At 60.1% G+C, this 25138-nt stretch carries 26 protein-coding genes and 1 other RNA gene; 19 read left to right on the top strand and 8 right to left on the bottom strand.

Going from position 1 to position 25138, the window contains the following annotated elements; translation table 11 throughout:
* Positions 1–19 precede the first annotated feature (19 nt).
* Positions 20–805 (bottom strand): transporter substrate-binding domain-containing protein, encoded by a 786-nt coding sequence (locus tag FGA82_RS02180; protein ID WP_141125883.1) that lies wholly within the window; start codon positions 803–805, stop codon positions 20–22.
* Positions 806–1061: 256 nt separating this feature from the next.
* Between FGA82_RS02180 and FGA82_RS02175 the strand changes: the two genes are divergently transcribed.
* The 7 genes from FGA82_RS02175 to FGA82_RS02145 all read left to right on the top strand — a co-directional run bounded on the left by FGA82_RS02175 (position 1062) and on the right by FGA82_RS02145 (position 9197).
* Complete coding sequence (locus FGA82_RS02175) at positions 1062–1769, top strand: FadR/GntR family transcriptional regulator (RefSeq protein WP_141125882.1); 708 nt, start codon at positions 1062–1064, stop codon at positions 1767–1769.
* A gap of 120 nt (positions 1770–1889) precedes the next feature.
* Positions 1890–2219: a thioredoxin TrxA gene (gene trxA, locus FGA82_RS02170; protein ID WP_003206727.1), complete on the top strand. Its 330-nt coding sequence runs from the start codon at positions 1890–1892 to the stop codon at positions 2217–2219.
* A 249-nt stretch (positions 2220–2468) separates the two neighbouring features.
* On the top strand, positions 2469–3728 hold the full coding sequence (gene rho / locus FGA82_RS02165) for a transcription termination factor Rho (RefSeq protein WP_003229334.1): 1260 nt from the start codon (positions 2469–2471) through the stop codon (positions 3726–3728).
* A gap of 127 nt (positions 3729–3855) precedes the next feature.
* Positions 3856–5817 carry an acyltransferase family protein gene (locus tag FGA82_RS02160; RefSeq protein ID WP_141125881.1) on the top strand — a complete coding sequence of 654 codons (1962 nt, stop codon included), beginning with the start codon at positions 3856–3858 and terminating at the stop codon, positions 5815–5817.
* A gap of 80 nt (positions 5818–5897) precedes the next feature.
* Positions 5898–7364: a 4-hydroxy-3-polyprenylbenzoate decarboxylase gene (ubiD, locus tag FGA82_RS02155; RefSeq protein WP_077574985.1), complete on the top strand. Its 1467-nt coding sequence runs from the start codon at positions 5898–5900 to the stop codon at positions 7362–7364.
* Positions 7364–8332 carry a CDP-6-deoxy-delta-3,4-glucoseen reductase gene (locus FGA82_RS02150; RefSeq protein WP_141125880.1) on the top strand — a complete coding sequence of 323 codons (969 nt, stop codon included), beginning with the start codon at positions 7364–7366 and terminating at the stop codon, positions 8330–8332. The genes ubiD and FGA82_RS02150 overlap by 1 nt, the downstream gene beginning before the upstream one ends.
* A gap of 196 nt (positions 8333–8528) precedes the next feature.
* Positions 8529–9197: a gamma-glutamylcyclotransferase gene (locus FGA82_RS02145; RefSeq protein WP_141125879.1), complete on the top strand. Its 669-nt coding sequence runs from the start codon at positions 8529–8531 to the stop codon at positions 9195–9197.
* On the opposite strand, the gene glpT is transcribed toward FGA82_RS02145, so the two are convergent.
* Positions 9173–10522: a glycerol-3-phosphate transporter gene (glpT, locus tag FGA82_RS02140; protein ID WP_007911178.1), complete on the bottom strand. Its 1350-nt coding sequence runs from the start codon at positions 10520–10522 to the stop codon at positions 9173–9175. The two genes, FGA82_RS02145 and glpT, sit on opposite strands and share 25 nt — an antisense overlap.
* Positions 10523–10746: 224 nt before the next feature.
* Between glpT and FGA82_RS02135 the strand changes: the two genes are divergently transcribed.
* Positions 10747–11376 carry a flagellar basal body-associated protein FliL gene (locus FGA82_RS02135; RefSeq protein ID WP_141125878.1) on the top strand — a complete coding sequence of 210 codons (630 nt, stop codon included), beginning with the start codon at positions 10747–10749 and terminating at the stop codon, positions 11374–11376.
* Between the two features lie 6 nt (positions 11377–11382).
* Here FGA82_RS02135 and FGA82_RS02130 read toward each other — a convergent pair whose 3' ends face one another.
* Positions 11383–12360 carry an NADPH:quinone oxidoreductase family protein gene (locus tag FGA82_RS02130; protein ID WP_141125877.1) on the bottom strand — a complete coding sequence of 326 codons (978 nt, stop codon included), beginning with the start codon at positions 12358–12360 and terminating at the stop codon, positions 11383–11385.
* Positions 12361–12510: 150 nt separating this feature from the next.
* Between FGA82_RS02130 and FGA82_RS02125 the strand changes: the two genes are divergently transcribed.
* Complete coding sequence (locus FGA82_RS02125) at positions 12511–12918, top strand: flagellar basal body-associated protein FliL (RefSeq protein ID WP_026000663.1); 408 nt, start codon at positions 12511–12513, stop codon at positions 12916–12918.
* Positions 12919–13011: 93 nt separating this feature from the next.
* Here FGA82_RS02125 and FGA82_RS02120 read toward each other — a convergent pair whose 3' ends face one another.
* Positions 13012–13461, bottom strand: a complete 450-nt coding sequence (locus FGA82_RS02120; protein ID WP_141125876.1) for an EVE domain-containing protein — start codon at positions 13459–13461, stop codon at positions 13012–13014.
* Between the two features lie 198 nt (positions 13462–13659).
* Between FGA82_RS02120 and FGA82_RS32050 the strand changes: the two genes are divergently transcribed.
* Positions 13660–13815: a hypothetical protein gene (locus tag FGA82_RS32050; RefSeq protein WP_007911192.1), complete on the top strand. Its 156-nt coding sequence runs from the start codon at positions 13660–13662 to the stop codon at positions 13813–13815.
* A 36-nt stretch (positions 13816–13851) separates the two neighbouring features.
* Here FGA82_RS32050 and FGA82_RS02115 read toward each other — a convergent pair whose 3' ends face one another.
* From FGA82_RS02115 to FGA82_RS02100, 4 genes are all read right to left on the bottom strand, one after another.
* The gene (locus FGA82_RS02115) at positions 13852–14457 is read right to left on the bottom strand and encodes a 5-formyltetrahydrofolate cyclo-ligase (protein WP_141125875.1); all 606 of its coding nucleotides are present in this window, start codon (positions 14455–14457) and stop codon (positions 13852–13854) included.
* A gap of 79 nt (positions 14458–14536) precedes the next feature.
* Positions 14537–14715: non-coding RNA, 6S RNA (gene ssrS / locus FGA82_RS02110), on the bottom strand.
* 30 nt (positions 14716–14745) lie between these two features.
* Positions 14746–15063 carry a cell division protein ZapA gene (locus tag FGA82_RS02105; protein WP_008081434.1) on the bottom strand — a complete coding sequence of 106 codons (318 nt, stop codon included), beginning with the start codon at positions 15061–15063 and terminating at the stop codon, positions 14746–14748.
* Positions 15060–15269 carry a TIGR02449 family protein gene (locus FGA82_RS02100; RefSeq protein WP_007940359.1) on the bottom strand — a complete coding sequence of 70 codons (210 nt, stop codon included), beginning with the start codon at positions 15267–15269 and terminating at the stop codon, positions 15060–15062. The genes FGA82_RS02105 and FGA82_RS02100 overlap by 4 nt, the downstream gene beginning before the upstream one ends.
* Before the next feature lie 130 nt (positions 15270–15399).
* Here FGA82_RS02100 and FGA82_RS02095 point away from each other — a divergent pair, with 130 nt between their 5' ends.
* The 9 genes from FGA82_RS02095 (at position 15400) to gcvH (ending at position 25017) form a co-directional block, all read left to right on the top strand.
* The gene (locus FGA82_RS02095) at positions 15400–15960 is read left to right on the top strand and encodes a YecA family protein (RefSeq protein ID WP_141125874.1); all 561 of its coding nucleotides are present in this window, start codon (positions 15400–15402) and stop codon (positions 15958–15960) included.
* A gap of 27 nt (positions 15961–15987) precedes the next feature.
* The gene (pepP, locus tag FGA82_RS02090) at positions 15988–17322 is read left to right on the top strand and encodes a Xaa-Pro aminopeptidase (RefSeq protein ID WP_141125873.1); all 1335 of its coding nucleotides are present in this window, start codon (positions 15988–15990) and stop codon (positions 17320–17322) included.
* Positions 17319–18506: a 2-octaprenyl-6-methoxyphenyl hydroxylase gene (ubiH, locus tag FGA82_RS02085; RefSeq protein WP_141125872.1), complete on the top strand. Its 1188-nt coding sequence runs from the start codon at positions 17319–17321 to the stop codon at positions 18504–18506. Before pepP ends, ubiH begins: the two co-directional genes overlap by 4 nt.
* Positions 18499–18984 (top strand): DUF4442 domain-containing protein, encoded by a 486-nt coding sequence (locus FGA82_RS02080; protein WP_141125871.1) that lies wholly within the window; start codon positions 18499–18501, stop codon positions 18982–18984. Before ubiH ends, FGA82_RS02080 begins: the two co-directional genes overlap by 8 nt.
* Positions 18985–18993: 9 nt before the next feature.
* Positions 18994–20211 (top strand): 2-octaprenyl-3-methyl-6-methoxy-1,4-benzoquinol hydroxylase, encoded by a 1218-nt coding sequence (locus tag FGA82_RS02075; protein ID WP_171057235.1) that lies wholly within the window; start codon positions 18994–18996, stop codon positions 20209–20211.
* A gap of 259 nt (positions 20212–20470) precedes the next feature.
* The gene (locus tag FGA82_RS02070) at positions 20471–21475 is read left to right on the top strand and encodes an extracellular solute-binding protein (protein ID WP_141125869.1); all 1005 of its coding nucleotides are present in this window, start codon (positions 20471–20473) and stop codon (positions 21473–21475) included.
* A gap of 255 nt (positions 21476–21730) precedes the next feature.
* The gene (locus FGA82_RS02065) at positions 21731–23347 is read left to right on the top strand and encodes an ABC transporter permease (protein ID WP_141125868.1); all 1617 of its coding nucleotides are present in this window, start codon (positions 21731–21733) and stop codon (positions 23345–23347) included.
* 156 nt (positions 23348–23503) lie between these two features.
* Complete coding sequence (gene gcvT / locus FGA82_RS02060) at positions 23504–24586, top strand: glycine cleavage system aminomethyltransferase GcvT (protein ID WP_141125867.1); 1083 nt, start codon at positions 23504–23506, stop codon at positions 24584–24586.
* A gap of 47 nt (positions 24587–24633) precedes the next feature.
* Positions 24634–25017, top strand: coding sequence for a glycine cleavage system protein GcvH (gene gcvH, locus FGA82_RS02055; RefSeq protein WP_141125866.1), 384 nt, complete (start codon positions 24634–24636; stop codon positions 25015–25017).
* Positions 25018–25138 lie beyond the last annotated feature (121 nt).

Genomic DNA, 25138 nt, shown 5'->3' with positions numbered 1-25138 from the left:
AGGTCTCCCGCGCAGTCGATCAGAGATCGGCCGGCAGCGGCTCTTTCAGCCAGGTCTGCGAATTCTTTTCCAGTGCGCCGTCAGCCTTGGCGCTGGCCAGGATGTCGTTGACCTTGGCCAGCAGCGCCGCTTCGTTCTTGTTCACCCCGACGTAGACCGGCGAATCCTTGAGCTTCACTTTCAGCGCCGGCACGCGTTTCGGATTCTTTTCGCTGATCGCGACCATCACCACGTTGCCGCTGGCGATCAGGTCGACTTGGCCGGCGAGGTAAGCGGCAATGGTCGAGTTGTTGTCTTCGAAGCGCTTGATGGTCACGCCTTCGGGGGCGACCTTGCTCAGTTCGATGTCTTCGATGGCGCCACGGGTGACGCTGATGGTCTTGCCCTTGAGGTCGTCGAGGCTGGCGATCGCAGCGTCTGGCGGGCCGAACACGGCGAGGTAGAACGGTGCGTAGGCGCGGGAGAAGTCGATGACTTTCTCGCGCTCAGGGTTTTTGCCGAGGCTGGAAATCACCAGATCGACTTTGCCGGTGGTCAGGAACGGAATGCGGTTGGTGCTGTTGACCGGGGTCAGTTCGAGTTTGACCTTGAGCTGGTCGGCCAGCAGTTTCGCTGTGTCGATATCCAGGCCGCGCGGTTTCATGTCCGGACCGACCGAGCCGAATGGCGGGAAGTCTTGCGGAACGGCGACTTTCAGCGTGCCGCGCTTGACCACGTCGTCGAGACCGTCGGCGTGAGCAGGGGCCTGACTGAGCAACAGAGAAGAAAACAGGGCGGCGAGGAGGGCGCTGTAACGCTTGGTCATGAACAATCTCCGGATCGGCGGGAAGTGATTTCTGCGATCGGACAGAGCATGGGCCGTGCCAATACAGGGCTTTCGACCCGGCAGGCCGCAGTTTCAGCGGGTTTGTTCGGTCTTACTGGTCTGAACAGTCAGGTTGCTTTTCGCACTGCGATAGCGCATCTGCCCCGCGCGTCGAACCCCGCTGGGGCACGACTTGCCGGACTCGGCGAATAGCTTTACAACTAGCCGCACATTGGCCTGGTGCGTCTGAAAAACCATGAATTCGATTTCCCGTGCGGTACCCGAAGTGGCGCTGCAAGCGATCCGTAAACTGATCACCGAGCAAGGTTTCGGCGCGGGTGATGCCTTGCCGTCGCAACGGGATCTGGCGTTGCAACTGGGTGTCAGCCGGGCGTCGTTGCGTGAGGCGTTGTCGTCGCTGAGTGCGCTGGGCGTGGTCAGTATTCAGCCGGGCAAAGGTGTGTTTGTGCAGGCGCCGGTGGAATTGTCGCGGGGCGATAGTGCGCCGGGCTGGTCGTTCGCCGCGCAAGCGTCGCCGCTGGATATCTTTCAATTGCGCTATGCATTGGAAGGGTTTGCGGCGGGGCTGGCGGCGGTGACGCTCAGCACGTTCGATCTGGATGCACTGGAAGACAACGTTGCGGCCATGCGCGAGCAATTGAAGGCCGGCGACTTTGAGGCCGCAGCGAAACTGGACTTCGAATTCCACCGACGTATCCTTCTGGCCAGCGGCAATCAGGCGATGCTGAGCATCCTCACCGCCAGCGCCGAAATGTTCCTGGAGAGCCAGAAACTACCGTTCATCCGCGCCGAACGTGCGATGGAAACCTGGCAGGAACACCGCAAGATCCTCCGGGCCCTCGCGCGCCGGGCGTCGGGCGCGGCACAAAAAGCCATGCAGGAACACGTGCGCAACGCCGCCCTGCGTACTGGAATTTCCTTCATTGCCCCCGCCACGGCGTGACTTGAGCTATACCCAAACTCATCGAGTGCCATAGCAAGACTCAATCAACTGCGGCTTCCTGAACAGGGGAAGGGCGGCTATGATGGGCCACGTTTTTTTGCTTACAACCTGGAGAATTCCATGAGCAGCGATCTTATCAAACACGTTAGCGACGCTAGCTTCGAAGCCGACGTACTCAAGGCCGAAGGCGCTGTCCTGGTCGATTACTGGGCTGAATGGTGCGGTCCTTGCAAAATGATCGCTCCGGTTCTGGACGAGATTGCCGAGACTTACAAAGGCAAGCTGACCGTTGCCAAACTGAACATCGACGAAAACCAGGAAACCCCGGCCAAGCATGGCGTGCGTGGTATCCCGACGCTGATGCTGTTCAAGAACGGCAACGTTGAAGCGACCAAGGTCGGCGCCCTGTCGAAGTCGCAACTGGCGGCTTTCCTCGACGCCAACATCTAAGCGTCGCTGTAAAGTGCCTGAAAAAAAGCCCCGCAATTAGCGGGGCTTTTTGCGTATTCAGGGCTAGACGCTCCGAAACTCAGGTGGTACATTCGGCCCCGCACTGGTTTCTCCATTGCCCCCTGCTAGCCGTCGCCGACGCACTCCTTTTCGAATTAGTTCGCGATCCTGTCGCCTTCTCCGCGGCGCGGCCTCATTAAGCCAAAAGCTTAATTTCCCCCCCTCCATAAATGATTACGTCATTCCTATATGAATCTGACTGAACTCAAGCAAAAGCCGATTACCGAACTGCTCGAATTGGCCGAACAGATGGGCATAGAAAATATGGCCCGTTCGCGCAAGCAGGACGTGATTTTCTCCCTGCTGAAAAAGCACGCGAAAAGCGGCGAGGAAATCTCCGGTGATGGCGTGCTGGAGATTCTCCAGGACGGCTTCGGCTTCCTGCGCTCCGCTGACGCTTCCTACCTGGCCGGCCCGGACGATATCTACGTCTCGCCAAGCCAGATCCGCCGTTTCAACTTGCGCACCGGTGACACCATCGTTGGCAAGATTCGCCCTCCGAAGGAAGGCGAGCGGTATTTCGCCCTGCTCAAGGTCGACACGATCAACTTCGATCGTCCCGAGAACGCGAAAAACAAGATTCTCTTCGAGAACCTGACCCCGCTGTTCCCGACCGTGCGCATGAAGATGGAAGCCGGTAACGGTTCCACCGAAGACTTGACCGGTCGCGTGATCGACCTGTGCGCCCCGATCGGCAAAGGCCAGCGTGGTCTGATCGTTGCACCGCCGAAAGCCGGTAAAACGATCATGCTGCAGAACATCGCAGCGAACATCGCCCGTAACAACCCTGAAGTTCACCTGATCGTATTGCTGATCGACGAGCGTCCGGAAGAAGTAACCGAAATGCAGCGCACCGTGCGCGGCGAAGTGGTTGCCTCGACCTTCGACGAACCGCCGACCCGTCACGTGCAGGTAGCCGAAATGGTGATCGAGAAGGCCAAGCGCCTGGTCGAACACAAGAAAGACGTGGTGATCCTGCTCGACTCCATCACCCGTCTGGCCCGTGCCTACAACACCGTGATCCCGAGCTCCGGCAAGGTATTGACCGGTGGTGTCGATGCCCACGCCCTCGAGAAGCCAAAGCGTTTCTTTGGCGCTGCGCGGAACATCGAAGAAGGCGGCTCGCTGACCATTATCGCCACCGCGCTGGTTGAAACCGGCTCGAAGATGGACGAAGTGATCTACGAAGAGTTCAAGGGTACCGGCAACATGGAACTGCCTCTGGATCGCAAGATCGCCGAGAAGCGTGTGTTCCCGGCCATCAACATCAACCGCTCCGGCACCCGCCGCGAAGAGTTGCTGACTGCCGACGACGAACTGCAGCGTATGTGGATCCTGCGCAAGCTGCTGCACCCGATGGACGAAGTGGCTGCCATCGAGTTCCTGGTCGACAAGCTGAAAACGACCAAGACCAACGATGAGTTCTTCTTGTCGATGAAGCGTAAGTAATACACACGCTGTAAAAAATAACGCTCCCGAAAGGGGGCGTTTTTTTTTGCGTACGCGCAGCATAACTTTCGTAACGCGCTACTGTCCTTGTCTGGAGCGGTTTGTACCTACAAGGATAAGAAATGTTATGCACACGTTTGGCATTCGCCGTGACATCGACGGATTAAGGGCACTGGCGGTCATCCCCGTCGTGCTGTTTCATTTCGGATTCAATACATTCAGCGGCGGCTTTGTCGGCGTCGATGTATTTTTCGTCATATCCGGCTTCCTGATCACCTCAATCCTTTACCGCGAAATCAGCGCACAGCGCTTCAGTTTCCTCGACTTTTGGGGACGTCGCGCCCGGCGCATCCTGCCGGCCTTGACTGTGGTTGTGGTGGTGACTCTGGCATTTGGCTGGCTGTTGCTGACGGCCAAAGACCTGGCCGAACTCGGGCGGACGATTCGTTACCAGTCGCTGTTCATTTCCAACATCCTGTTCATGCGTGAAGACGGCTACTTCGAGCCTGCCTCGGAACTCAAGCCGTTGCTGCATACCTGGTCGCTGGCGGTGGAGGAGCAGTACTACATCTTCTTCCCGCTGATGATGGTGGTGATGATGCGCTACGTCCGTCATTGGCGCTGGATGTTGTTTGCGGTCCTGCTGGTGTCGTTCGGCTTGAACATCGTCTATATCGAACGCCGGCCGGAGTTCGCCTTCTTCGCGCTGCCGACCCGCGCCTGGGAATTACTTTGCGGGGCCATGTTGGCGGTGATACCCGTGCCCAAGCATGTTGCGCGGCCGTGGCTTCGTCAGTCTGTCGGTCTGATCGGACTGGCGGCAGTATTGGTGGCGATCTTTACCTTTGACCAAACCACGCTGTTCCCGGGCTGGGCGGCACTCCTGCCGGTCTTGGGCACGACGGCGCTGATCTGGTCGGGCGCGCAGGGCCCAACCTGGGTTGGGCGGTTTTTGAGTGTCCAGGTGCTGGTCTGGGTCGGGTTGCTCTCTTACTCGCTTTATCTGTGGCATTGGCCGGTTTACGTGTATGCCAACGCGATCTCCATCGACGGCATCCAGCCGCTGGAGGCGCTCGGCTGGATGGCATTGGCGTTGGCTCTGGCTTGGCTGAGCTTGCGCTATATCGAGCTGCCTTTTCGTGAGAAACGTGTGTTTGCCAGCCGTAACTCGGTGTTGGTCGGTGGGTTGGTCTCGATCACTGTTCTGGCGATTACCGGCTCGGTGATTCGCTCGGCAGACGGTGTTCCACAGCGTCTGACCGGCAAAGCGCTGGAGTACGCGCAGTCCCGGGAGTGGAAAGCCGGGCAAACCGAATGCATGCAGTTGAGCACGGACAAGGCGCTGGACAAGGTCTGTCGGGTGGGTAGCGATCAAGAGGTCGCCCCGACAAAGATGTTCTGGGGTGACAGTCACACCGCGGCCTTGTTGCCGGCCATTGCAGGCACTGCCGGTCGCGATGCACAGCCGGTCTGGTTGTACAGCCTGACGGCGTGCCCGCCGATTGTCGACGAGCACCTGCGCCAGCAATGCAAAGACTTCAACAAGCGCAACATGGCGCTGGTGCTTGAGCGAGGGATCAAGGACGTGGTCCTGGCGGCGAACTGGAGTCTGTACATTTATGGTCGCGAAGATGGCGACGGCGATAAACAGTTCCTGCTCGATCGCAAAGACAACAGGGCACAAGCCGAACAGCGTCTGGCCGCAGGGCTCAAGGCTCAAGTGGCTGAACTGCGCGCGGCAGGTGTGCAGGTCTGGCTGTTCAAGGAAGTGCCACTGCAGCACAAGAGCTACATCGACCGCCTGACCAGCCTGGCCCGCATCGGGCGCTCGGCAGAAGGGCTCGGTCGTCCGCTCAGTGAACATCTGGCGCGCCAGCAGTTTTTCACGGATCTGTTCGGCTCGATGAGCGCCGCCGATTCCGGCGTACACGTCATCGACCCGACACCGTTGATGTGCAAGAACGGGCTCTGCCCAATCGATGTCGACGGCCACTCGCAATACAAGGATGCCGACCATCTTTCCGACGTCGGCAGTGCCAGATTGAGCCCGTTGTTTGCGCCGATCCTGGTGGGCACGAGCCACAATTGAGCGATGCCAGGCACTGACGGGCTGCTGTTTGCCCGTCAGAGCAGGTAGGATGTACGCCTATTTTGAGGGTGCCATCGTCAATGAAATTCAAGGATCTTCGGGATTTCGTGCAGCAGCTTGAGCAGCGCGGAGAGTTGAAACGCATCCAGATTCCCGTCTCGCCGGTGCTGGAAATGACCGAGGTGTGCGACCGCACGCTACGGGCCAAAGGTCCGGCGCTGCTGTTCGAAAAGCCGACCGGCTACGACATCCCGGTGCTCGGTAACCTGTTCGGCACCCCTGAGCGGGTGGCCATGGGCATGGGTGCCGAGTCGGTCAGCGAGCTGCGCGAAATCGGCAAACTGCTGGCGTTCCTCAAGGAGCCGGAGCCGCCGAAGGGCTTGAAAGACGCGTGGTCGAAACTGCCGATCTTCCGCAAGATCATCTCGATGGCGCCGAAAGTCGTCAAAGACGCGGTGTGCCAGGAAGTGGTCATCGAAGGCGACGACGTCGACCTGGCGATGCTGCCGGTGCAGACCTGCTGGCCCGGCGACGTCGGCCCGCTGATCACCTGGGGCCTGACCGTCACCAAAGGCCCGAACAAGGATCGCCAGAACCTCGGCATCTACCGTCAGCAAGTGATCGGCCGCAACAAGGTGATCATGCGCTGGCTCAGTCACCGTGGCGGCGCCCTGGATTATCGCGAGTGGTGCGAAAAGCATCCGGGCCAGCCGTTCCCGGTGTCCGTGGCCCTCGGCGCGGATCCGGCGACCATCCTCGGCGCGGTGACGCCAGTGCCGGATAGTCTCTCCGAATACGCTTTCGCAGGCCTCTTGCGCGGTAACCGCACCGAACTGGTCAAGTGCCGTGGCAACGACCTGCAAGTGCCGGCAACCGCCGAAATCATCCTCGAAGGCGTAATCCATCCGGGCGAAATGGCGGACGAAGGCCCGTACGGCGACCACACCGGTTACTACAACGAAGTCGACAGTTTCCCGGTGTTCACCGTCGAACGCATCACACACCGGATCAAACCGATCTACCACAGCACCTACACCGGCCGTCCGCCGGATGAGCCGGCAATCCTCGGCGTGGCGCTGAACGAAGTGTTCGTGCCGATCCTGCAGAAGCAGTTCCCGGAAATCACCGACTTCTACCTGCCGCCGGAAGGCTGCTCGTACCGCATGGCCATCGTGACCATGAAGAAGTCGTATCCAGGGCATGCCAAGCGCGTGATGCTTGGTGTCTGGTCGTTTTTGCGACAGTTCATGTACACCAAGTTCGTTATCGTCACCGACGACGATATCAACGCCCGCGACTGGAACGACGTGATCTGGGCCATCACCACGCGCATGGACCCCAAGCGCGACACGGTGATGATCGATAACACGCCGATCGACTACCTCGACTTCGCCTCGCCGATCTCCGGCCTGGGTTCGAAAATGGGTCTCGATGCCACCCACAAGTGGCCGGGCGAAACCACTCGCGAGTGGGGTCGCGTGATCGTCAAGGACGACGCCGTCACCCAACGGATCGATGCCATCTGGAATCAGTTAGGAATAGATTGATGCGTGTAACCCTGCAGCCCTCCGGAGCGGTGCTTGAGATACAGCCCGGTGAGCGGATTCTCGATGGCGCGCGGCGCCTGGGCTACGAATGCCCGCAAAGCTGCCGCAACGGCAATTGTCATGTGTGTGCGGCGCTGCTGGTGGAAGGCCGCGTCGCCCAGGACGGCAAGGTGCACGACCACGGCGAGTTCTACACTTGCATAGCCGAGCCGCTGGAAGACTGCATCCTGCTGTGGGATGGCGTGCTCGCGCTGGGAGAATTGCCGGTGCGCAGACTGTCGTGTCAGGTCATCGAATGCCGCGACGTCGGTGGCGACACCTGGCGCGTGCGTCTGCGTGCGCCGGCGGGCAAGCCGCCGCGCTATCACGCCGGGCAGTACTTGATGATCGAACGCGAGAACGGCGAGAAGTCGGCGTTTTCCATGGCCTCGGCGCCGCACGGCGGGCGTGATCTGGAAATCCACGTGCTGGCGCGCGAATCCAGTGCACTGAGCCTGATCGAGCAACTGCAACGCAACGCCATGGTGCGGGTCGAGCTGCCATTCGGTGATACGCATCTGGCCGAGCTGCCGGATGGGCCGTTGGTATTGGTCGCTGCGGGTACTGGCATGGGCCAGATTCACGCCCTGATCGAGCATTGCCGTGCCAACGGCTTCAAACATCCCGTGCATCTGTACTGGGGCGTGCGCCGTCCGGAAGATTTCTATGAGATCGAGCACTGGGACGAATGGCTGAAATTGCCCAACCTGTTCCTGCACAAAGTCGTCAGCGATCAATGCGGTTGGGAAGGGCGCTGCGGCATGCTGCACGAGGCGGTCTGTGAAGACTTCCCCGACCTGAAACCTTTGCACGTCTACGCCAGCGGCTCACCAGCCATGGTCTACGGCACGCTGGACGCGCTGGTTGAAGCGGGGATGGATGCTCATCAAATGCGCGCAGACGTATTCGCCTACGCCCCACGTTCCTGATTCTTTATAACTCGCTATATAGCCGATCGGTATTTATGTAATTGCATAAATACCGCTAGGTTATATATCAATCAGGCAATCAATTAAGAACTGTGCCATGGCACTCAAATTGCCTTAAAACATATGTGCCTTATTGTTACAGCGGTGCGTTCTATTAAGTAATTCTTCACCCGCGGGGAGCTGAACGCTATTCGCCATGAGCGCCATTGAAAACGCTTTTCTGAATTTGAATTACCCTCCGCGGCTCGATCTTGGGCCGCAGCTGACGCACGAACAACTTCTCGCTTCCATGCAATCGACCATGGCGCGCCACAAGGGCGGGCCGGTGTGGCTGTTCGCCTACGGTTCGCTGATCTGGCGGCCGGAGTGTTCGGCAGTGGAGCGGGTGCGCGGACGCGTGCACGGCTACCATCGTGGCTTGTACCTGTGGTCGCACGAGCACCGCGGTACCCCGGAAATGCCCGGTCTGGTATTTGGTCTGGATCGTGGCGGTTCGTGCAGCGGCTTCGCCTATCGCTTGCCGGAAGATAATCTCGACGCGGCGCTGTACGCATTATGGAAACGCGAGATGCCGGTGCCATCCTATCGCCCACACTGGCTCAACTGCCGGCTCGAAGATGGCACTCAGGTTCAGGCATTGGGGTTCGTGTTGGAGCGGCACCTGCCCAGCTATGCCGGCAACTTGCCGGATCACGTGCTGAGTCAGGTGTTCGAAAGCGCTAGCGGGCGTTACGGCACCACTCGCGATTATGTCGAGCAGACCGCCCACGCCCTGCGCAGCCACGCCATGCCAGATCGAAATCTGGAGGCGCGGCTCAAGCGCTGTCAGTCACAGGCCGATCAAGCGACCGCTTCACGGCTCTGACTGGCGACTTGTTTGTGCCACAACGTCGGGGCGAGGAAGGCCATCGACAGCAGGCAAGCGCCTACCAACAGGACAAAACCACCGTCCCAGCCGAAATGGTCAACGGTATAGCCCATCGCTGCACTCGCCGCGACTGAACCACCCAGATAACCGAACAGACCGGTGAAGCCCGCCGCAGTGCCGGCGGCTTTCTTCGGTGCCAGCTCCAGCGCCTGCAGACCGATCAGCATCACCGGGCCGTAGATCAGGAAGCCGATCGAGAACAGCGCGATCATGTCGACGGTCGGGTTGCCGGCCGGGTTCAGCCAGTAAACCAGGGTCGCCACGGTCACCAGTGCCATGAACACCATGCCGGTCAGGCCACGATTGCCACGGAAGATCTTGTCCGACATCCAGCCGCACAGCAGCGTGCCCGGAATACCTGCCCATTCGTAGAAGAAGTAAGCCCACGAAGTTTTGTCGACGGTGAAGCCCTTGGCCTCTTTCAGGTAGGTCGGCGCCCAGTCCAGCACGCCATAACGCAGCAGGTAGACGAAGACGTTGGCCATGGCGATGTACCAGAGCATTTTGTTGCGCAGCACGTATTTGACGAAGATCTCTTTCGCACTGAATTCGTCTTCGTGGCTGGCGTCGTAGCCTTCCGGGTAATCGTTCTTGTACTTCTCGATCGGCGGCAAGCCGACCGATTGCGGGGTGTCACGCATGGTGATGAACGCGAACACGGCCACGCCCAAGGCTACGGCTGCCGGTACGTAGAACGCCGCGTGCCAGTCGTTGAACAGGCCCATGCCGAGCAGGAACAGCGGACCAATCAGGCCGCCGCCGACGTTATGCGCCACGTTCCACACGGACACCACGCCGCCACGTTCCTTTTGCGACCACCAGTGCACCATGGTCCGGCCACTCGGCGGCCAGCCCATGCCCTGAGCCCAGCCGTTGATGAACAGCAGGATGAACATCATGGTCACGCTGGACGTTGCCCAAGGTGCGAAACCGAAAATGAACATGACCCCGGCCGAGACCAGCAGGCCGAACGGCAGGAAGTAACGCGGGTTGGAACGGTCGGACACCAGGCCCATGAGGAACTTCGACAAGCCATACGCGATGGCAATCGCCGACATCGCCAGACCCAGGTCGCCGCGGCTGTAGCCTTCGTCGATCAGGTACGGCATGGCCAGGGAGAAGTTTTTGCGCAGCAGGTAGTAACCCGCGTAGCCAAAGAAAATACCGGCGAAGATCTGCCAGCGCAGGCGTCGGTACGTGCTGTCTATTTTTTCTTCAGGCAATGGAGCCTGATGTGCGGCAGGACGAAAGAAAGCAAACATTCAAGAGCTCCAGATTTCTTGTTTTGACTGCGGATGCGAATGTTACAGTTTCGTTACCGAAAATAGCACCGGTTCGCATCGAGCAAATAGCGGAAAATGTTGGAAGTCGCGTGTTCCTTTACGAACCTGTCGCTCAGCTGTAAGAACAGGGCGTTTTTGTGGCCGCCGGGATGTTGTGGCATAGACTCGCGATCTACAGATCGACTGATATCTCGAGATAAGCGATGACCCCGAAAGTTCGCAGGCTATTGCCCAGACTGTTGATGGTCGCAGCGGTGACTGTTTCAGTGTTGGCACTGAGCTTTGCCCAAGGTTCTGCAGCACCAGGCCTGCGCAATGTCACCGTATTGATCGTCCGCCATGCGGAAAAGCCTGATGTCGGCCGAGAACTCAATACCCGGGGCGAACAGCGCGCCGCGGCTTACGCGGACTATTTCACCTCTTTGCAGTTGGACGACCAGACACTCACGCCCCAACGTCTGATCGCTACCGCCGACAGCCCGGAAAGCATCCGCCCGCGACAGACGCTGATTCCACTGTCCCGGCGCCTGCAACTGCCGATCGAGCAGCCCTACGTCAATAACGACGTCGACAAACTGGTCAGCTCGCTGCGCAAGAATAATCAGGCGAAGACCGTGCTGATTGCCTGGCACCACGGCCATATCAACAAACTGATTGCTGCGTTCGGCGGCGATGGCCCGGCGCTGATCGGCCAGCCGAAATGGCCGGTGGATGTTTACGATTGGCTGATTGTTTTGCGGTTCGATGACAAGGGGCAGTTGATCCAGTCGCGTAGCGAGAAGGTTCAGGAACATCTGATGCCGGGCGACACGGCGGCGTCGCCCGGTCATTGAGGCGCCTCAGCGCACCTGCACCACCACCTTGCCCACCGCCTTGCGCTGGCCAAGATCATTGATCGCCTGCGCCGCGTTGCTCAGCGGATACACCTGCGACACCAGCGGTTTCAACTTGCCCTCGGCAAACCAGCCGAACAACTGCTGGAAGTTCGCCGCGTTGTCCTGCGGCTGGCGCTGGGCGAATGAACCCCAGAACACGCCAAGTACCGCCGCGCCCTTGAGCAACGCGAGGTTCACCGGCAGTTCCGGGATGCGCCCGCTGGCGAAGCCGACCACCAGCAAGCGACCGTTCCAAGCGATGGCGCGAATGGCTTGATCGAACAGGTCACCGCCGACCGGGTCGTAAATCACGTCGGCGCCCTGGCCATCGGTCAGGCGTTTGATTTCGTCCTTTAGGCTGGTTTCGCTGTAGTTGATCAGCTCATCGGCGCCGGCAGCCTTGGCCACCGCGAGTTTCTCGGCACTGCTGGCGGCAGCAATCACGTGTGCGCCCGTGGCTTTGCCGATTTCCACGGCAGCCAGGCCGACACCGCCGGATGCGCCAAGCACCAGCAGGGTTTCGCCCGGTTGCAGGTTGGCGCGTTGCTTGAGGGCGTGCATCGAAGTGCCGTAGGTCATGCTGAAGGCCGCGGCGATGTTGAAGTCCATTGACGGCGGGATCGGCAGCACGTTGTAGCCAGGCACCGCGACCTGTTCGGCAAAACTGCCCCAGCCGGTCAGGGCCATGACCCGGTCACCGACCTTGAGGTGGCTGACCTTTTCCCCGACTTCGCGAACCACGCCAGCCGCTTCGCCGCCCGGCGAGAACGGGAAGGGCGGCTTGAACTGGTACTTGCCCTCGATGATCAGCGTGTCCGGGAAGTTGACCCCGGCGGCGTGCACGTCCAGCAGGATTTCATTCTTCTTCAGGGCGGGACTGGCGACGTCTTCCAGCACCAGCGATTCGGCAGGGCCGAAGGCTTTGCACAGCACGGCTTTCATCAGGGCTATTCCTTTGGGAGTGATGGCCGATAAGTGTAGGTGTGTCAGTCAACGGGTCAACGAGCATGCCCGGCCCTGATAGTCAGCCATAAGCTTGTGCTTGCGCGGCGGGTCGTTATGCTAGGCCGCAAACCGGATAAGGAGCGAATTGTGAAAGCGTGGATCATGTTGTTGCTGGCCCTGTCTCTGCCTGTGGCAGCGCTGGCCGAAGAAGCCAAAGAAGGCGAAGCGCCGAAGGTTAGCTACATCACCCTGAGCCCGCCGTTCGTGGGCAACTACGGGCTGGACGGCACACCGAAACTCAAGGTCTACAAGGCCGATGTGGCGCTGCGTGTGACTGGCGAAGAGGCGAGCAAACTGGTCAAAGCCAACGAACCGTTGATCCGCAATCAGCTGGTGGCGCTGTTTACGCAGCAGACCACCGAGGCGATGGGCAGCATCGAAGGTAAAGAGAAGCTGCGTCAGGAAGCGCTGAAACAGACCCAGCAAGTGATGAATGACGAGACCGGCAAGCCGGTGGTTGAGGATCTGTTGTTCAACAACCTGATCATTCAGTAAGCATTAAAGTCAAAAGTTCGCCGCCCACGGCAGCTCCTACAGGGAACCGCATTCCAATGTAGGAGCTGCCGAAGGCCGCGATCTTTTTGCGCGTCAGCGCAGGGCAAGCACCGCCGCCCACTGCTCGGGTGTGACCGGCATCACCGACAACCGCGACCCCTTCTGCACCAGTGGCATCTGCGCCAGCGCGGTCTGCTGCTTCAGATAATCCAGCTTCAATACCCGTGCAAACGTCTCGACGTGTTCAACGTCAATCGCACTCCAGGCATTTTTCTCCGCTGTAGCCTTCGGGTCGAAGTAATGACTCTCCGGCTCCAATGCGGTGGGATCCGGGTACGCTGCCTCGATTATCTTGCCGATCCCGGCAATTCCCGGCTCAGGGCAGCTGGAATGATAGAAAAAGAATTCATCGCCCACCGCCATTGCGCGCAGGAAGTTGCGTGCCTGATAGTTGCGAACCCCGTCCCAGCGCGCTTTACCGAGTTTTTCCAGACCTTTGATCGAGAGTTCGTCGGGCTCGGACTTCATCAGCCAATAGGCCATGGTTTTTTGCTCCTGAAACGGTCATTGGGCAGGTTGTCGGGCAATTTTATGACAAACCGACAGTCGGTTGACGTCAGCGTTTGCGCGCAGGTTCACGTTGTCGCAAAATGCCGGCCTTTAAAGCTTGACGCTGCTGCACGGCCTACAAACGGAAACCGCTGCTGTCATCGTGATGATGTGCCTTGAGGGGGGCAATCGATGAAACGCAAACCGGATTTACTATGGACTTTGGTAATTTTGTTTGGCCTGGGCGTCGTGACCACTGGTTACGCACAAAGCCTGTGGGCGAACAAGGCCGACGCGCCGATTGAAGTTGCACAGCAAGTACAACAGTCGACAGCCTTCAAGCGCTGAAGCTGCTCTCCCGACGCCGCTGATCTGCGCGGCGTCCTATCCTGCGAAATACCACGCCTTGTCGCTGACCGTACCTTGTAACGGTACATCCCAGCTCGCCTGCGCCAAGCGCTCGACCTTCTGACATTCATGTGCCAGACCCAGCAGCGTCGGCTTGCGCCAGTTTTTGCGCCGCGCCAGATACGCCAGGCTGCGGTCATAGAAACCGCCGCCCATCCCCAGGCGCCCGCCGACATCGTCAAACCCTACCAACGGCAACAACACCAGATCCAGCGCCCAGACCTTGCGTTGCTGCGCCAGATTGGCTCGCGGCTCGAGAATGCGGAAGCGATTGGGTTTGAGTTTTTCACCGGGACGAATGCGCTGGAAAACCATCTTGGTTCGCGGCCAGGCGCTGAGCACCGGCAGATAGGTCGCTTTACCGCGACGCTGCGCTTCACGCAGCAACAGACGCGGATCGATTTCACCGTCGGTGGGCAGGTACAGAGAGATATGTCTGGCCCGGCGAAAATGCGGGTCTTGCGCCAATTGTCGGTACAGGCCTTTGGCGGCCTGGCGTTGCTCACTCTTGGTCAGCAAGCGGCGCGCCTTGCGCAGCAGGCGGCGGAGTTGCGGGCGGGGCAGCAGCGCGGGTTCGGTCATGGTTCGGCTTCGGCAGGTTGGACGAAAACGTACGCATAAAAAATCCGATGGCGGTTTTCACCGACATCGGATTCGAATCAGGCTCCCCGGATGAACCGCTGTCAACTTAGCCCTTGAACCCGAAAGTTCAAGGTGGAAGATGCAGTAGACTTTAAGGCTTTCCGTCTAGCGGACATGCACACCAGCCCAACGTGCAACTTCCAGGGTAGTGCGAATCGGCTCAGGGACATCGTCAACTGGCAAGCACCCCAGGGAGTGCCGCGAGTATACCGCAAGCGGCCAGTCGAATCAGCCCTTGGTGTTGGTCTGATCGTCGGCGAGTACCAGATCGACACGATCGAGCAAGTCACGTACCTGTTCACGGGTCGAACCGCTGGCCTGGATATCCGGGCGCTCTTCTTTGTGCAAGAGGTCATGGGTGATGTTCAGCGCGGCCATCACGGCAATACGGTCGGCGCCGATGACTTTGCCGCTGCTGCGGATCTCGCGCATCTTGCCATCCAGATAACGGGCGGCACTGACCAGATTGCTGCGTTCTTCCTGCGGGCAGATGATCGAATACTCTTTGTCGAGGATCTGCACGGTGACGCTATTGCTTGAACTCATGAGTCTTGCTCCAGGGCCTTGAGGCGCGAAATCATCGATTCGACCTTACGCCGGGCGATTTCGTTTTTTTCAATGAGGTGAGCGCGTTCCTCGCGCCAGGTCTTTTCCTGAGCTAATAAGAGTGCGTTTTGACTCTTAAGTTGCTCGACTCGGGTAATCAGCAGTTCGAGTCTGGCCATCAGCGCTTGCAGGTCGGTGTCTTCCATTGTGTCCACTGGGTCGGAGTCTGTCTGATGGGATAGCTGGCGGACAGCCTTTAATAGTCTTGGCGAGTCTGTCGATGTAGGATACAAGGCCTTCATTCTAGACATAGCGCCGTCTGGCGCCTAGCTGCCCATGACCATTGCGAATTCCCCGTACCAAGCCTTTGCCACCCTGCTGACTACCAGCGGCCACAACGTCTCGCCTGCCGAACTGCATGGCGTGCTGCTCGGACGCAGCTGCGCCGGTGCCGGCTTCGATAACGAAGGCTGGCTGATCGACGCCGCCGAACTGCTCGAAGGCGATATCCAGGACAACGTCCGCAATGCCCTGATCGGCCTGCAAGAGATGGTCAAAGGCGAACTGACCGGCGACGACGTCACCGTCGTTCTGCTGCTGCCGACCGATGACGCGCCACTGGCCGACCGCGCCGCTGCACTGGGCGAGTGGTGCCAGGGCTTCCTCAGCGGTTTTGGCCTGAACTGCCGCGACAGCAGCATGCTCAGCACTGAAGCCACCGAAGTGCTGCAGGATCTGGCCGCCATTTCCCAGGTGCAAGACGCCCTGGAAGAGTCCGAAGACGGCGAGACCGACTACATGGAAGTCATGGAGTACCTGCGCGTCGCGCCGTTGCTGCTGTTCTCGGAAACCAAGAAAGCCGACGTGCCGCCAGCCGCCAAGCCGTCGCTGCATTAATCGCGTGCCAGGGAAAGCCATCTGCCCATGACCCATATCCCGAAAGCGGAATACAGCCGTCGCCGCAAGGCCCTGATGGCGCAGATGGAACCCAACAGCATCGCGATTCTGCCCGCCGCCGCGGTGGCCATCCGCAACCGCGACGTCGAGCACGTCTACCGTCAGGACAGCGATTTCCAGTACCTCAGCGGGTTTCCCGAGCCGCAAGCCGTCATCGTCTTGATGCCCGGCCGTGAGCATGGCGAATACGTGCTGTTCTGCCGTGAACGCAACGCCGAACGCGAATTGTGGGATGGCTTGCGCGCGGGGCAAGAGGGCGCGATCCGCGACTTCGGTGCCGACGACGCCTTCCCGATCACCGACATTGACGACATCCTCCCGGGCCTGATCGAAGGCCGCGACCGGGTGTATTCGGCGATGGGCAGCAACCCCGAATTTGACCGCCACCTGATGGACTGGATCAACGTGATCCGCTCTAAAGCGCACCTCGGCGCCCAGCCGCCGAACGAATTCGTTGCCCTGGATCATCTGCTGCACGACATGCGCCTGTATAAATCGGCGGCAGAAGTGAAGGTGATGCGCGAAGCCGCACGGATCTCGGCGCAAGCCCATATCCGCGCGATGCAGGCCAGTCGGGCCGGGCTCCACGAGTACAGCCTCGAAGCCGAACTCGACTACGAATTCCGCAAGGGCGGGGCGAAAATGCCGGCTTATGGTTCGATCGTCGCCGCCGGGCGCAACAGCTGCATCCTGCATTACCAGCAGAATGACGCGGTGCTCAAGGACGGCGATCTGGTGTTGATCGACGCCGGTTGCGAGATCGACTGCTACGCCAGCGACATCACCCGCACCTGGCCGGTCAGCGGCAAGTTTTCGCCCGAGCAGAAAGCGATCTACGAATTGGTGCTGGCTTCGCAGGAAGCCGCATTCGCCGAAATCGCCCCGAACAAGCACTGGAATCAGGCGCACGAAGCCACGGTTCGGGTGATTACCACGGGGCTGGTGAAGCTTGGATTGCTGCAGGGCGAGGTCGACGAGTTGATCGCCAGCGAAGCCTATAAAGCCTTTTACATGCACCGCGCCGGCCACTGGCTGGGCATGGATGTTCACGACGTTGGCGAGTACAAGGTCGGCGGCGAATGGCGGGTGCTGGAAGTCGGCATGGCGCTGACTGTAGAGCCGGGCATCTACATTGCCCCGGACAACCAGAACGTAGCAAAAAAATGGCGCGGCATTGGCGTGCGCATCGAGGACGACGTGGTCGTGACCAAGACAGGCTGTGAAATCCTCACCACCGGCGTACCGAAAACCGTCGCTGATATCGAAGCGCTGATGGCGCAAGCAAGGACACACGCGGCATGAGTCGAGTCAATCTGGCAATCATCGGTGGCGGTCTGGTCGGCGCCAGTCTGGCGTTGGCCTTGCAGGCCGGGGCCAAGGCGCGTGGCTGGAAAATCGTGCTGATCGAGCCGTTCGCCCCCGGCGACAGCTGGCAGCCGAGCTACGACGCACGTTCGTCGGCGCTGTCCTTTGGCTCGCGGCAGATTTATCAACGCTTGGGCGTGTGGCAGGAAATCTCCCGCCGCGCCGAGCCAATCAAACAGATTCACGTCTCTGACCGTGGCCGCTTCTCCACCGCGCGCTTGTCGGCGATGGAAGAGGGCGTGCCGGCGCTCGGTTATGTAGTGGAAAACGCCTGGCTCGGCCAGTGCCTTTGGCAGCACCTCGATAAAGAGGTGATCAGTTGGCGCTGCCCGGCAGAAGTCACGCGCATGGAACCGTTGCCCGACGGCTATCGCCTGACCCTTAACGATGAAACCACGCTGGAATGCGATCTTGCAGTGCTCGCCGATGGCGGGCGCTCAGGGCTGCGCGAACAACTGGGCATCAACGTGCGCAAGCGTCCGTACAACCAGAGCGCGCTGATCGCCAACATCACCCCGAGTGAAGCGCACAACGGTATGGCGTTCGAGCGCTTCACCGATGAAGGGCCGATGGCGCTGCTGCCGCTGCCGGAAAATCGTTGCGCCCTGGTTTGGACCCGTTTGGGCATGGACGCGCAGCGTCTGGCTGATTTGAGCGAACGCGATTTCCTCAGTGAACTGCAGGGCGTGTTCGGTTATCGCCTCGGCACGCTGAAACAGGTCGGTGCGCGGCATTTGTATCCGTTGGCGCTGGTCGAGGCCGAAGAACAAGTGCGCTCGCATCTGGCCGTGCTCGGCAACGCGGCGCACAGCCTGCATCCGATTGCCGGTCAGGGTTTCAACCTGTCACTGCGGGATGCTGATGCCTTGGCCGCTGCGTTGTTGTCCAGTGAAAAGCCGCTCGGCGACTTCGCCACATTGCAGGCTTATCGCGAGCGTCAGCGTCTCGATCAGGATCTCACCGTCGGCTTCTCCGATCAGGTCACGCGGCTGTTCGGCAGCACGCAGCCATTGGTGTCGCTGGGGCGTAACATCGGCCTGCTCGGCCTCGATCTGTTGCCGCCGGCCAAGCGCTGGTTTGCCCGTCAGGCCATGGGTTTGGGAACACGACCGGATGCTTAAGTGGTTGACCGGCAAATTCGGTAAAGCACGATTGATGCGCTGGGTGATGACTTTCTACCCGCCGTACCTCGGCGCCGGTGTGCGGGTTCGGCATATCAGCGATGACTTTCGCGATGTGCAGGTGTCGATGGGCCTGGGCTGGTACAACCGCAATTACGTCGGTACCCAGTTCGGCGGCAGCCTGTATTCGATGGTCGATCCGTTTTTCATGCTGATGCTCATGGAAAACCTCGGTTCGCGTTACATCGTCTGGGACAAGGCTGCGGACATCGATTTCATCGCACCGGGCAAAGGCCCGGTGTTCGCCCGCTTCAATATCGACGAGACCTTGCTCGCCGAGATCCGCCGGCAGACCGCCGATGGCGAGAAATACCTGCCGCAGTTGCAGGTCGACATTCATGACGGCGCCGGCAATCTGGTGGCGCGGGTCGGTAAAACCCTTTACGTGCGGCTCAAGCCGCAAGCGAGACAGGCTTAAAGCATGGAAATGCGCGCAGATCTGCTGATTGTCGGAGCCGGAATGGTCGGCAGCGCTTTGGCGTTGGCGTTGCAGGACAGCGGCCTCGAAGTCCTGCTGCTCGACGGCAGCCCGTTGAGCGTCAAACCCTTCGACGCCGAGGCCGCTTTTGAGCCGCGAGTGAGTGCCTTGTCGGCCGCCAGTCAGCGAATCCTCGAACGCCTCGGCGTGTGGGACGGCATCGCCAAACGCCGCAGCAGTCCGTACACCGACATGCACGTCTGGGACGGCAGCGGCACCGGGCAGATTCACTTTTCGGCGAGCAGTGTGCACGCCGAGGTGCTTGGCCATATCGTCGAAAACCGCGTGGTGCAGGATGCCTTGCTCGACCGTTTGCACGATTGCGATCTGGGCATGCTGGCCAATGCACGGCTGGAACAGATGCGCCGCTCCGGCGATGACTGGCTGCTGACGTTGGCTGACGGTCGCCAGTTGCGCGCGCCGCTGGTGATTGCCGCTGACGGCGCCAACTCGGCGGTTCGCCGTCTTACCGGGATGGCCACTCGCGAATGGGATTACATGCACCACGCCATCGTTACCAGCGTGCGCAGCAGCAAACCGCATCAGATGACCGCGTGGCAGCGCTTTACCGATCACGGGCCGTTGGCGTTTCTGCCGCTGGAGCGTGACGGCCAGCAGGATTGGTGTTCGATCGTCTGGTCGACCACGCCGAGTGAGGCTGAGCGCTTGATGGCGCTGGATGAAATGGATTTCTGTCGTGAGCTGGAGCGCGCCTTTGAAGGTCGCCTCGGTGAGGTGATCAGCGCTGATCCGCGGTTGTGCGTGCCGCTGCGTCAGCGCCACGCCAAACGCTATGTGGCTGAAGGCCTGGCGCTGATCGGCGATGCGGCGCACACCATTCACCCGTTGGCGGGGCAAGGTGTGAACCTTGGTTTCCTCGATGCGGCGGTGCTGGCTGAAGTGTTGTTGCAAGCGGCCGAACGCGGTGAGCGTCTGGCGGATGTGAAGGTGTTGAGCCGTTACGAGCGTCGGCGCATGCCGCATAACCTTGCGCTGATGGCGGCGATGGAGGGCTTTGAGCGGTTGTTCCAGGCCGATCCGTTGCCGGTGCGCTGGTTAAGGAATGCCGGGTTGAAGCTGGTGGAGCAGATGCCCGAAGCGAAGGCGCTGTTTGTGCGGGAGGCGTTGGGGTTGACCGGTGATCTTCCGGCCCTCGCCAAAGCCTGACATTTTCGTTGCTGCTGATGGCCTCATCGCGAGCAGGCTCACTCCTACATTTGAAATGCATTCCCCTGTAGGAGCTGCCGCAGGCTGCGATCTTTTGATGTTGTTTTTAAGATCAAAAGATCGCAGCCTGCGGCGGCTCCTACAGGGATGGCGGTCAATCATGCAACATCTGGTAACTCCTTCAAAAAGAGTTCGATTGAGGTGGTAAATGTGAGTCCTTATCATTTGGCCCACATTTTCCGACCGAGAGACCACTCCCATGTTGGCACCCAAGCGTCTTCTGACTGCGCTGGCCCTGACCCTGATCGGTAGCACCACGGCCCAGGCCGCTGATGAGGTGGTGGTTTACTCGTCGCGCATCGATGAGCTGATCAAACCGGTCTTCGATGCCTACACCGCCAAGACCGGGGTGAAGATCAAGTTCATCACCGACAAGGAAGCGCCGCTGATGCAGCGCATCAAGGCCGAAGGTGAAAACGCCACCGCCGACCTGCTGCTCACCGTCGACGCCGGCAACCTCTGGCAAGCCGAGCAGATGGGCATCCTCCAGCCGTTCACCTCGAAAACCATCGACGCCAATATCCCCCTGCAATATCGCTCGTCGACTCATGCCTGGACCGGCCTGAGCCTGCGTGCGCGTACCATTGCTTACTCCACCGAACGGGTGAAACCGGGCGAACTGACCACCTACGAAGCACTGGCCGACAAGAACTGGGAAGGGCGCCTGTGCCTGCGCACGGCGAAGAAGGTCTACAACCAGTCGCTGACCGCGACCATGATCGAAGTCCACGGCGCGGCGAAGACCGAAGAAATCCTCAAGGGCTGGGTCAACAATCTGTCCACCGACGTGTTCTCCGATGACGTTGCAGTGCTGGAAGCGATCAATGCCGGCCAGTGCGACGTGGGCATCGTCAACACCTACTACTACGGTCGCCTGCACAAGCAGAAGCCGCAGCTGCCGGTGAAACTGTTCTGGCCGAACCAGGCCGATCGTGGTGTGCACGTGAACCTGTCGGGCATTGGCCTGACCAAACATGCGCCGCACCCGGAAGCGGCCAAGGCTTTGGTCGAGTGGATGACCACACCAGAGGCGCAGAAGATTTTTGCTGACGTGAACCAGGAATTCCCGGCCAACCCGGCGGTAGCACCTTCGGCAGAAGTGGCGGCGTGGGGCAAGTTCATTGCCGATACCTTGCCGGTGGAAGTGGCGGGCAAGCGTCAGGCTGAGGCGATCCGGATGATGGATCGGGCGGGTTGGAATTGAGGCTTTTTCGATAAACCTGTCTGCTTCAAGATCCAGCCCCTCACCCCAGCCCTCTCCCCAAGGGAGAGGGGGGAAAGGGAGCCGATCTGAGTTGGATTCAAATCCTGAGTTCGGCTCGATATTTCAGGTCGATGTAGCTTGCATAAGCACCTCGGTCAGTCCCCTCTCCCTCTGGGAGAGGGCTAGGGTGAGGGCAGCAGTCCTGACCTGAAACACCAAGTCCAAGAACACTCACATCCCTCCAGAGTCCAAAAAGTGGCCCACCCCGCCCAACGCCGCTGGTATCCCATCGTTTTCGCCATCGCCGCGCTGGTGCTGTTGCCCCTGAGCGTTCTGCTGCTCTCCTGGCAGACCATCGACCAGCAAATCTGGTCGCACCTGTGGGAAACCCAGATGCCACGCCTGCTGGGCAATACTCTGACGCTGGTCGTTGGCGTCGGTGTCGGTGTGACGCTGCTCGGTGTCAGCCTCGCCTGGCTCACCAGCCTCTGCGAGTTCCCCGGTCGGCGCTGGCTCGACTGGGCGCTGATGCTGCCCTTTGCCATTCCGGCCTATGTGCTGGCCTTCGTCTTCGTCGGCCTGCTCGACTTCGCCGGCCCCGTACAAACCCTGCTGCGCGAATGGTTCGGCACCGGTCTTCGCTTGCCACGGGTGCGCTCCACCGGCGGGGTGATTATCGTGCTGGTGCTGGTCTTCTATCCGTACGTTTACCTGCTGGCGCGCACCGCGTTCCTCGCCCAGGGCAAAGGCCTGATGGAAGCCGCGCGGGTACTTGGCCAGTCACCGTGGCAGGCCTTCTGGCGCGTGGCGTTGCCGATGGCGCGTCCGGCCATTGGCGCGGGCGTGGCGTTGGCACTGATGGAAACCCTGGCGGATTTCGGCGCGGTGTCGGTGTTCAACTTCGACACCTTCACCACCGCGATCTACAAGACCTGGTACGGCTTCTTCAGCCTGCCGAGTGCGGCGCAACTGGCCAGCCTGTTGCTGCTGGTGGTGATGCTGGTGCTCTATGGCGAACGTCGCGCGCGTGGCGCCAACCGGGCAAGTAACGAGCGACCTCGGGTGAAAGCGCTGTATCACTTGCGTGGACTCAAGGCTTTTGCGGCGGCGAGCTGGTGCGGCCTGGTGTTCGCCTGCGCCTTCGTCATTCCGGTGCTGCAACTGGTTGTCTGGTTCTGGCAGCGCGGTCGTTTCGATCTCGATGAGCGCTACACCGGTCTGATCCTGCACACCCTGTATCTGGGCGGCATGGCCGCGTTGATTACCGTCAGCGTTGCTTTGCTGCTGGCGTTTGCCCGGCGCTTGGCGCCCACGCAAGCGATCAACTCCGGCGTTGGCCTGGCCAATCTGGGCTACGCCTTGCCGGGTTCGGTGCTGGCGGTATCGATCATGCTGGCGTTCAGTTACCTGGATCGCGAGCTGGTCATCCCACTCTCCGGCTGGCTCGGCGGCGCGGGTAAACCTTTGTTGCTCGGCAGTCTGGCAGCGTTGTTGATGGCTTATCTGGTGCGCTTCGTCGCAGTTGCTTACGGACCATTGGAAAGCAGTCTGGCGCGTATACGGCCATCTTTGCCCGAAGCGGCACGAAGCCTGGGTGTCAGTGGGCCGCGACTGTTTTTCAAAGTGTATCTGCCACTGTTGCTGCCCGGCACACTGAGCGCGGCGTTGCTGGTGTTCGTCGATGTGCTCAAGGAAATGCCTGCGACCCTGCTGATGCGCCCGTTTGGCTGGGACACGCTGGCCGTACGCATCTTTGAAATGACCAGCGAAGGCGAATGGGCGCGGGCGTCTTTGCCAGCGCTGACCCTGGTTCTGGTCGGATTGTTGCCGGTCATCGGCCTGATTCGCCGCTCTGCCCATCGAAACACTTAGTCGTCAGTCCTGAATCATGCGGCTACAATGCGCGGCATTCGGTGCGGTTCGTCTGACAGATCTTTTCGCTGAACTTGGCTGAAAGCCTTCTATTACAAGGCTTTCACGCTGTGCAGCGACTGTCCGCACCTTCGCCACGCCCGGAAGGAGAAACCCATGGGACAGCGTACGCCTCTGTATGACCTGCATCTCGCCCTCGGCGCGAAGATGGTCGATTTTGGCGGTTGGGACATGCCACTGCATTACGGCTCGCAGGTCGAGGAGCACCACGAAGTGCGCCGCGATTGCGGGGTGTTCGATGTATCCCACATGACCGTGATCGATGTCACCGGCCCCCAGGCCAAAGCCTGGCTGCAGCATTTGCTGGCCAATGACGTCGATCGTCTGCACCGCCCTGGCCGTGCGTTGTACAGCACCATGCTCAATGAGCGCGGCGGCATCGTCGATGACATGATCGTCTACCGACTCGACGATGCGTATCGTCTGGTGTTCAACGCCTCCACCCGCGATCAGGATCTGGCCTGGATGACCGAGCAGCTCGGTGCTTATGACGTGCAACTGCACGAACGCACCGAACTGGCGATGCTCGCCATTCAAGGTCCGCAGGCCCGGCACAAGATTGCCGAACTGGTGACCCAGTCCCGCGCCACGCTGATCCAGCACCTCAAACCCTTCGAAGGCTACACCGACGGTGACTGGTTCATCGCGCGTACCGGTTATACCGGTGAAGATGGCCTGGAAATCTGCCTGCCGGCCAGTCAGGCGCCGGGGTTCTTCAACGATCTGGTCGGTGCCGGCATTTCCCCGATCGGCCTCGGTGCTCGCGACACTCTGCGCGTTGAGGCCGGAATGAACCTCTACGGTCAGGACATTCATCAGGAGGTTTCGCCGCTGGCGTCGAATATGGCCTGGAGCATTGCCTGGGAACCGGCCACACGCCAGTTCATCGGCCGTGCTGCACTGGAAGCGGAAAAAGCCGCCGGCGTTGCGCACAAACTGGTCGGTCTGGTGCTGGAGGAACGCGGTGTTTTGCGCGCTCATCAAGTGGTTCGTATCGCCGATGTTGGCGAAGGAGAGATCACCAGTGGTAGTTTCTCTCCTACGCTAAGCAAATCGATTGCCCTGGCGCGTGTTCCGATGGCAACCGCCGACCGCGCCGAAGTGGAAATCCGTGGCAAGTGGTACCCGGTACGGGTAGTCAAACCGACCTTCGTCCGCCATGGCAAAACTTTGATCTAACCTTTTCCGGCGGGCAGACCGCTGACAATTTCTTGAGGACACCGAAGATGAGCGATATCCCTGCCGAACTGCGTTTTGCCGAGAGTCATGAATGGGCACGTCTGGAAGCCGACGGCACCGTCACTGTGGGCATCAGCGATCACGCGCAGGAAGCGCTGGGCGATGTGGTGTTCGTCGAGCTGACTGAAGTGGGCAAGGTCTTCGCTGCGCAAGATCAGGCCGGTGTGGTCGAGTCGGTGAAAGCCGCCTCCGACATCTATTCGCCAATCAGCGGTGAAGTCATCGCGATCAACGAAGAGCTGGGTGGTTCGCCTGAACTGCTGAACTCCGACCCGTACGGCGCGTGGATCTTCAAGATCAAGCCAACCGACGCGGCTGAGCTGGACAAGCTGCTGGATGCTGCGGCGTACAAGGCTGCCATCGGCGAGTAAGCGTTAAGCAATACCCAAAGCCCCGACTCGTCGGGGCTTTTTCATGGGCGATACAAATCCCCTGTAGGAGTGAGCCTGCTCGCGATAGTGCTCTTTCAGACACATTAATGCTGACTGACAC

This window comes from Pseudomonas fluorescens, assembly GCF_005938625.1.
Taxonomy (GTDB): domain Bacteria; phylum Pseudomonadota; class Gammaproteobacteria; order Pseudomonadales; family Pseudomonadaceae; genus Aquipseudomonas; species Aquipseudomonas fluorescens_BD.
Note: the sequence above shows the minus strand (reverse complement) of the source record. Positions and strands in the feature narration are given on the sequence as shown.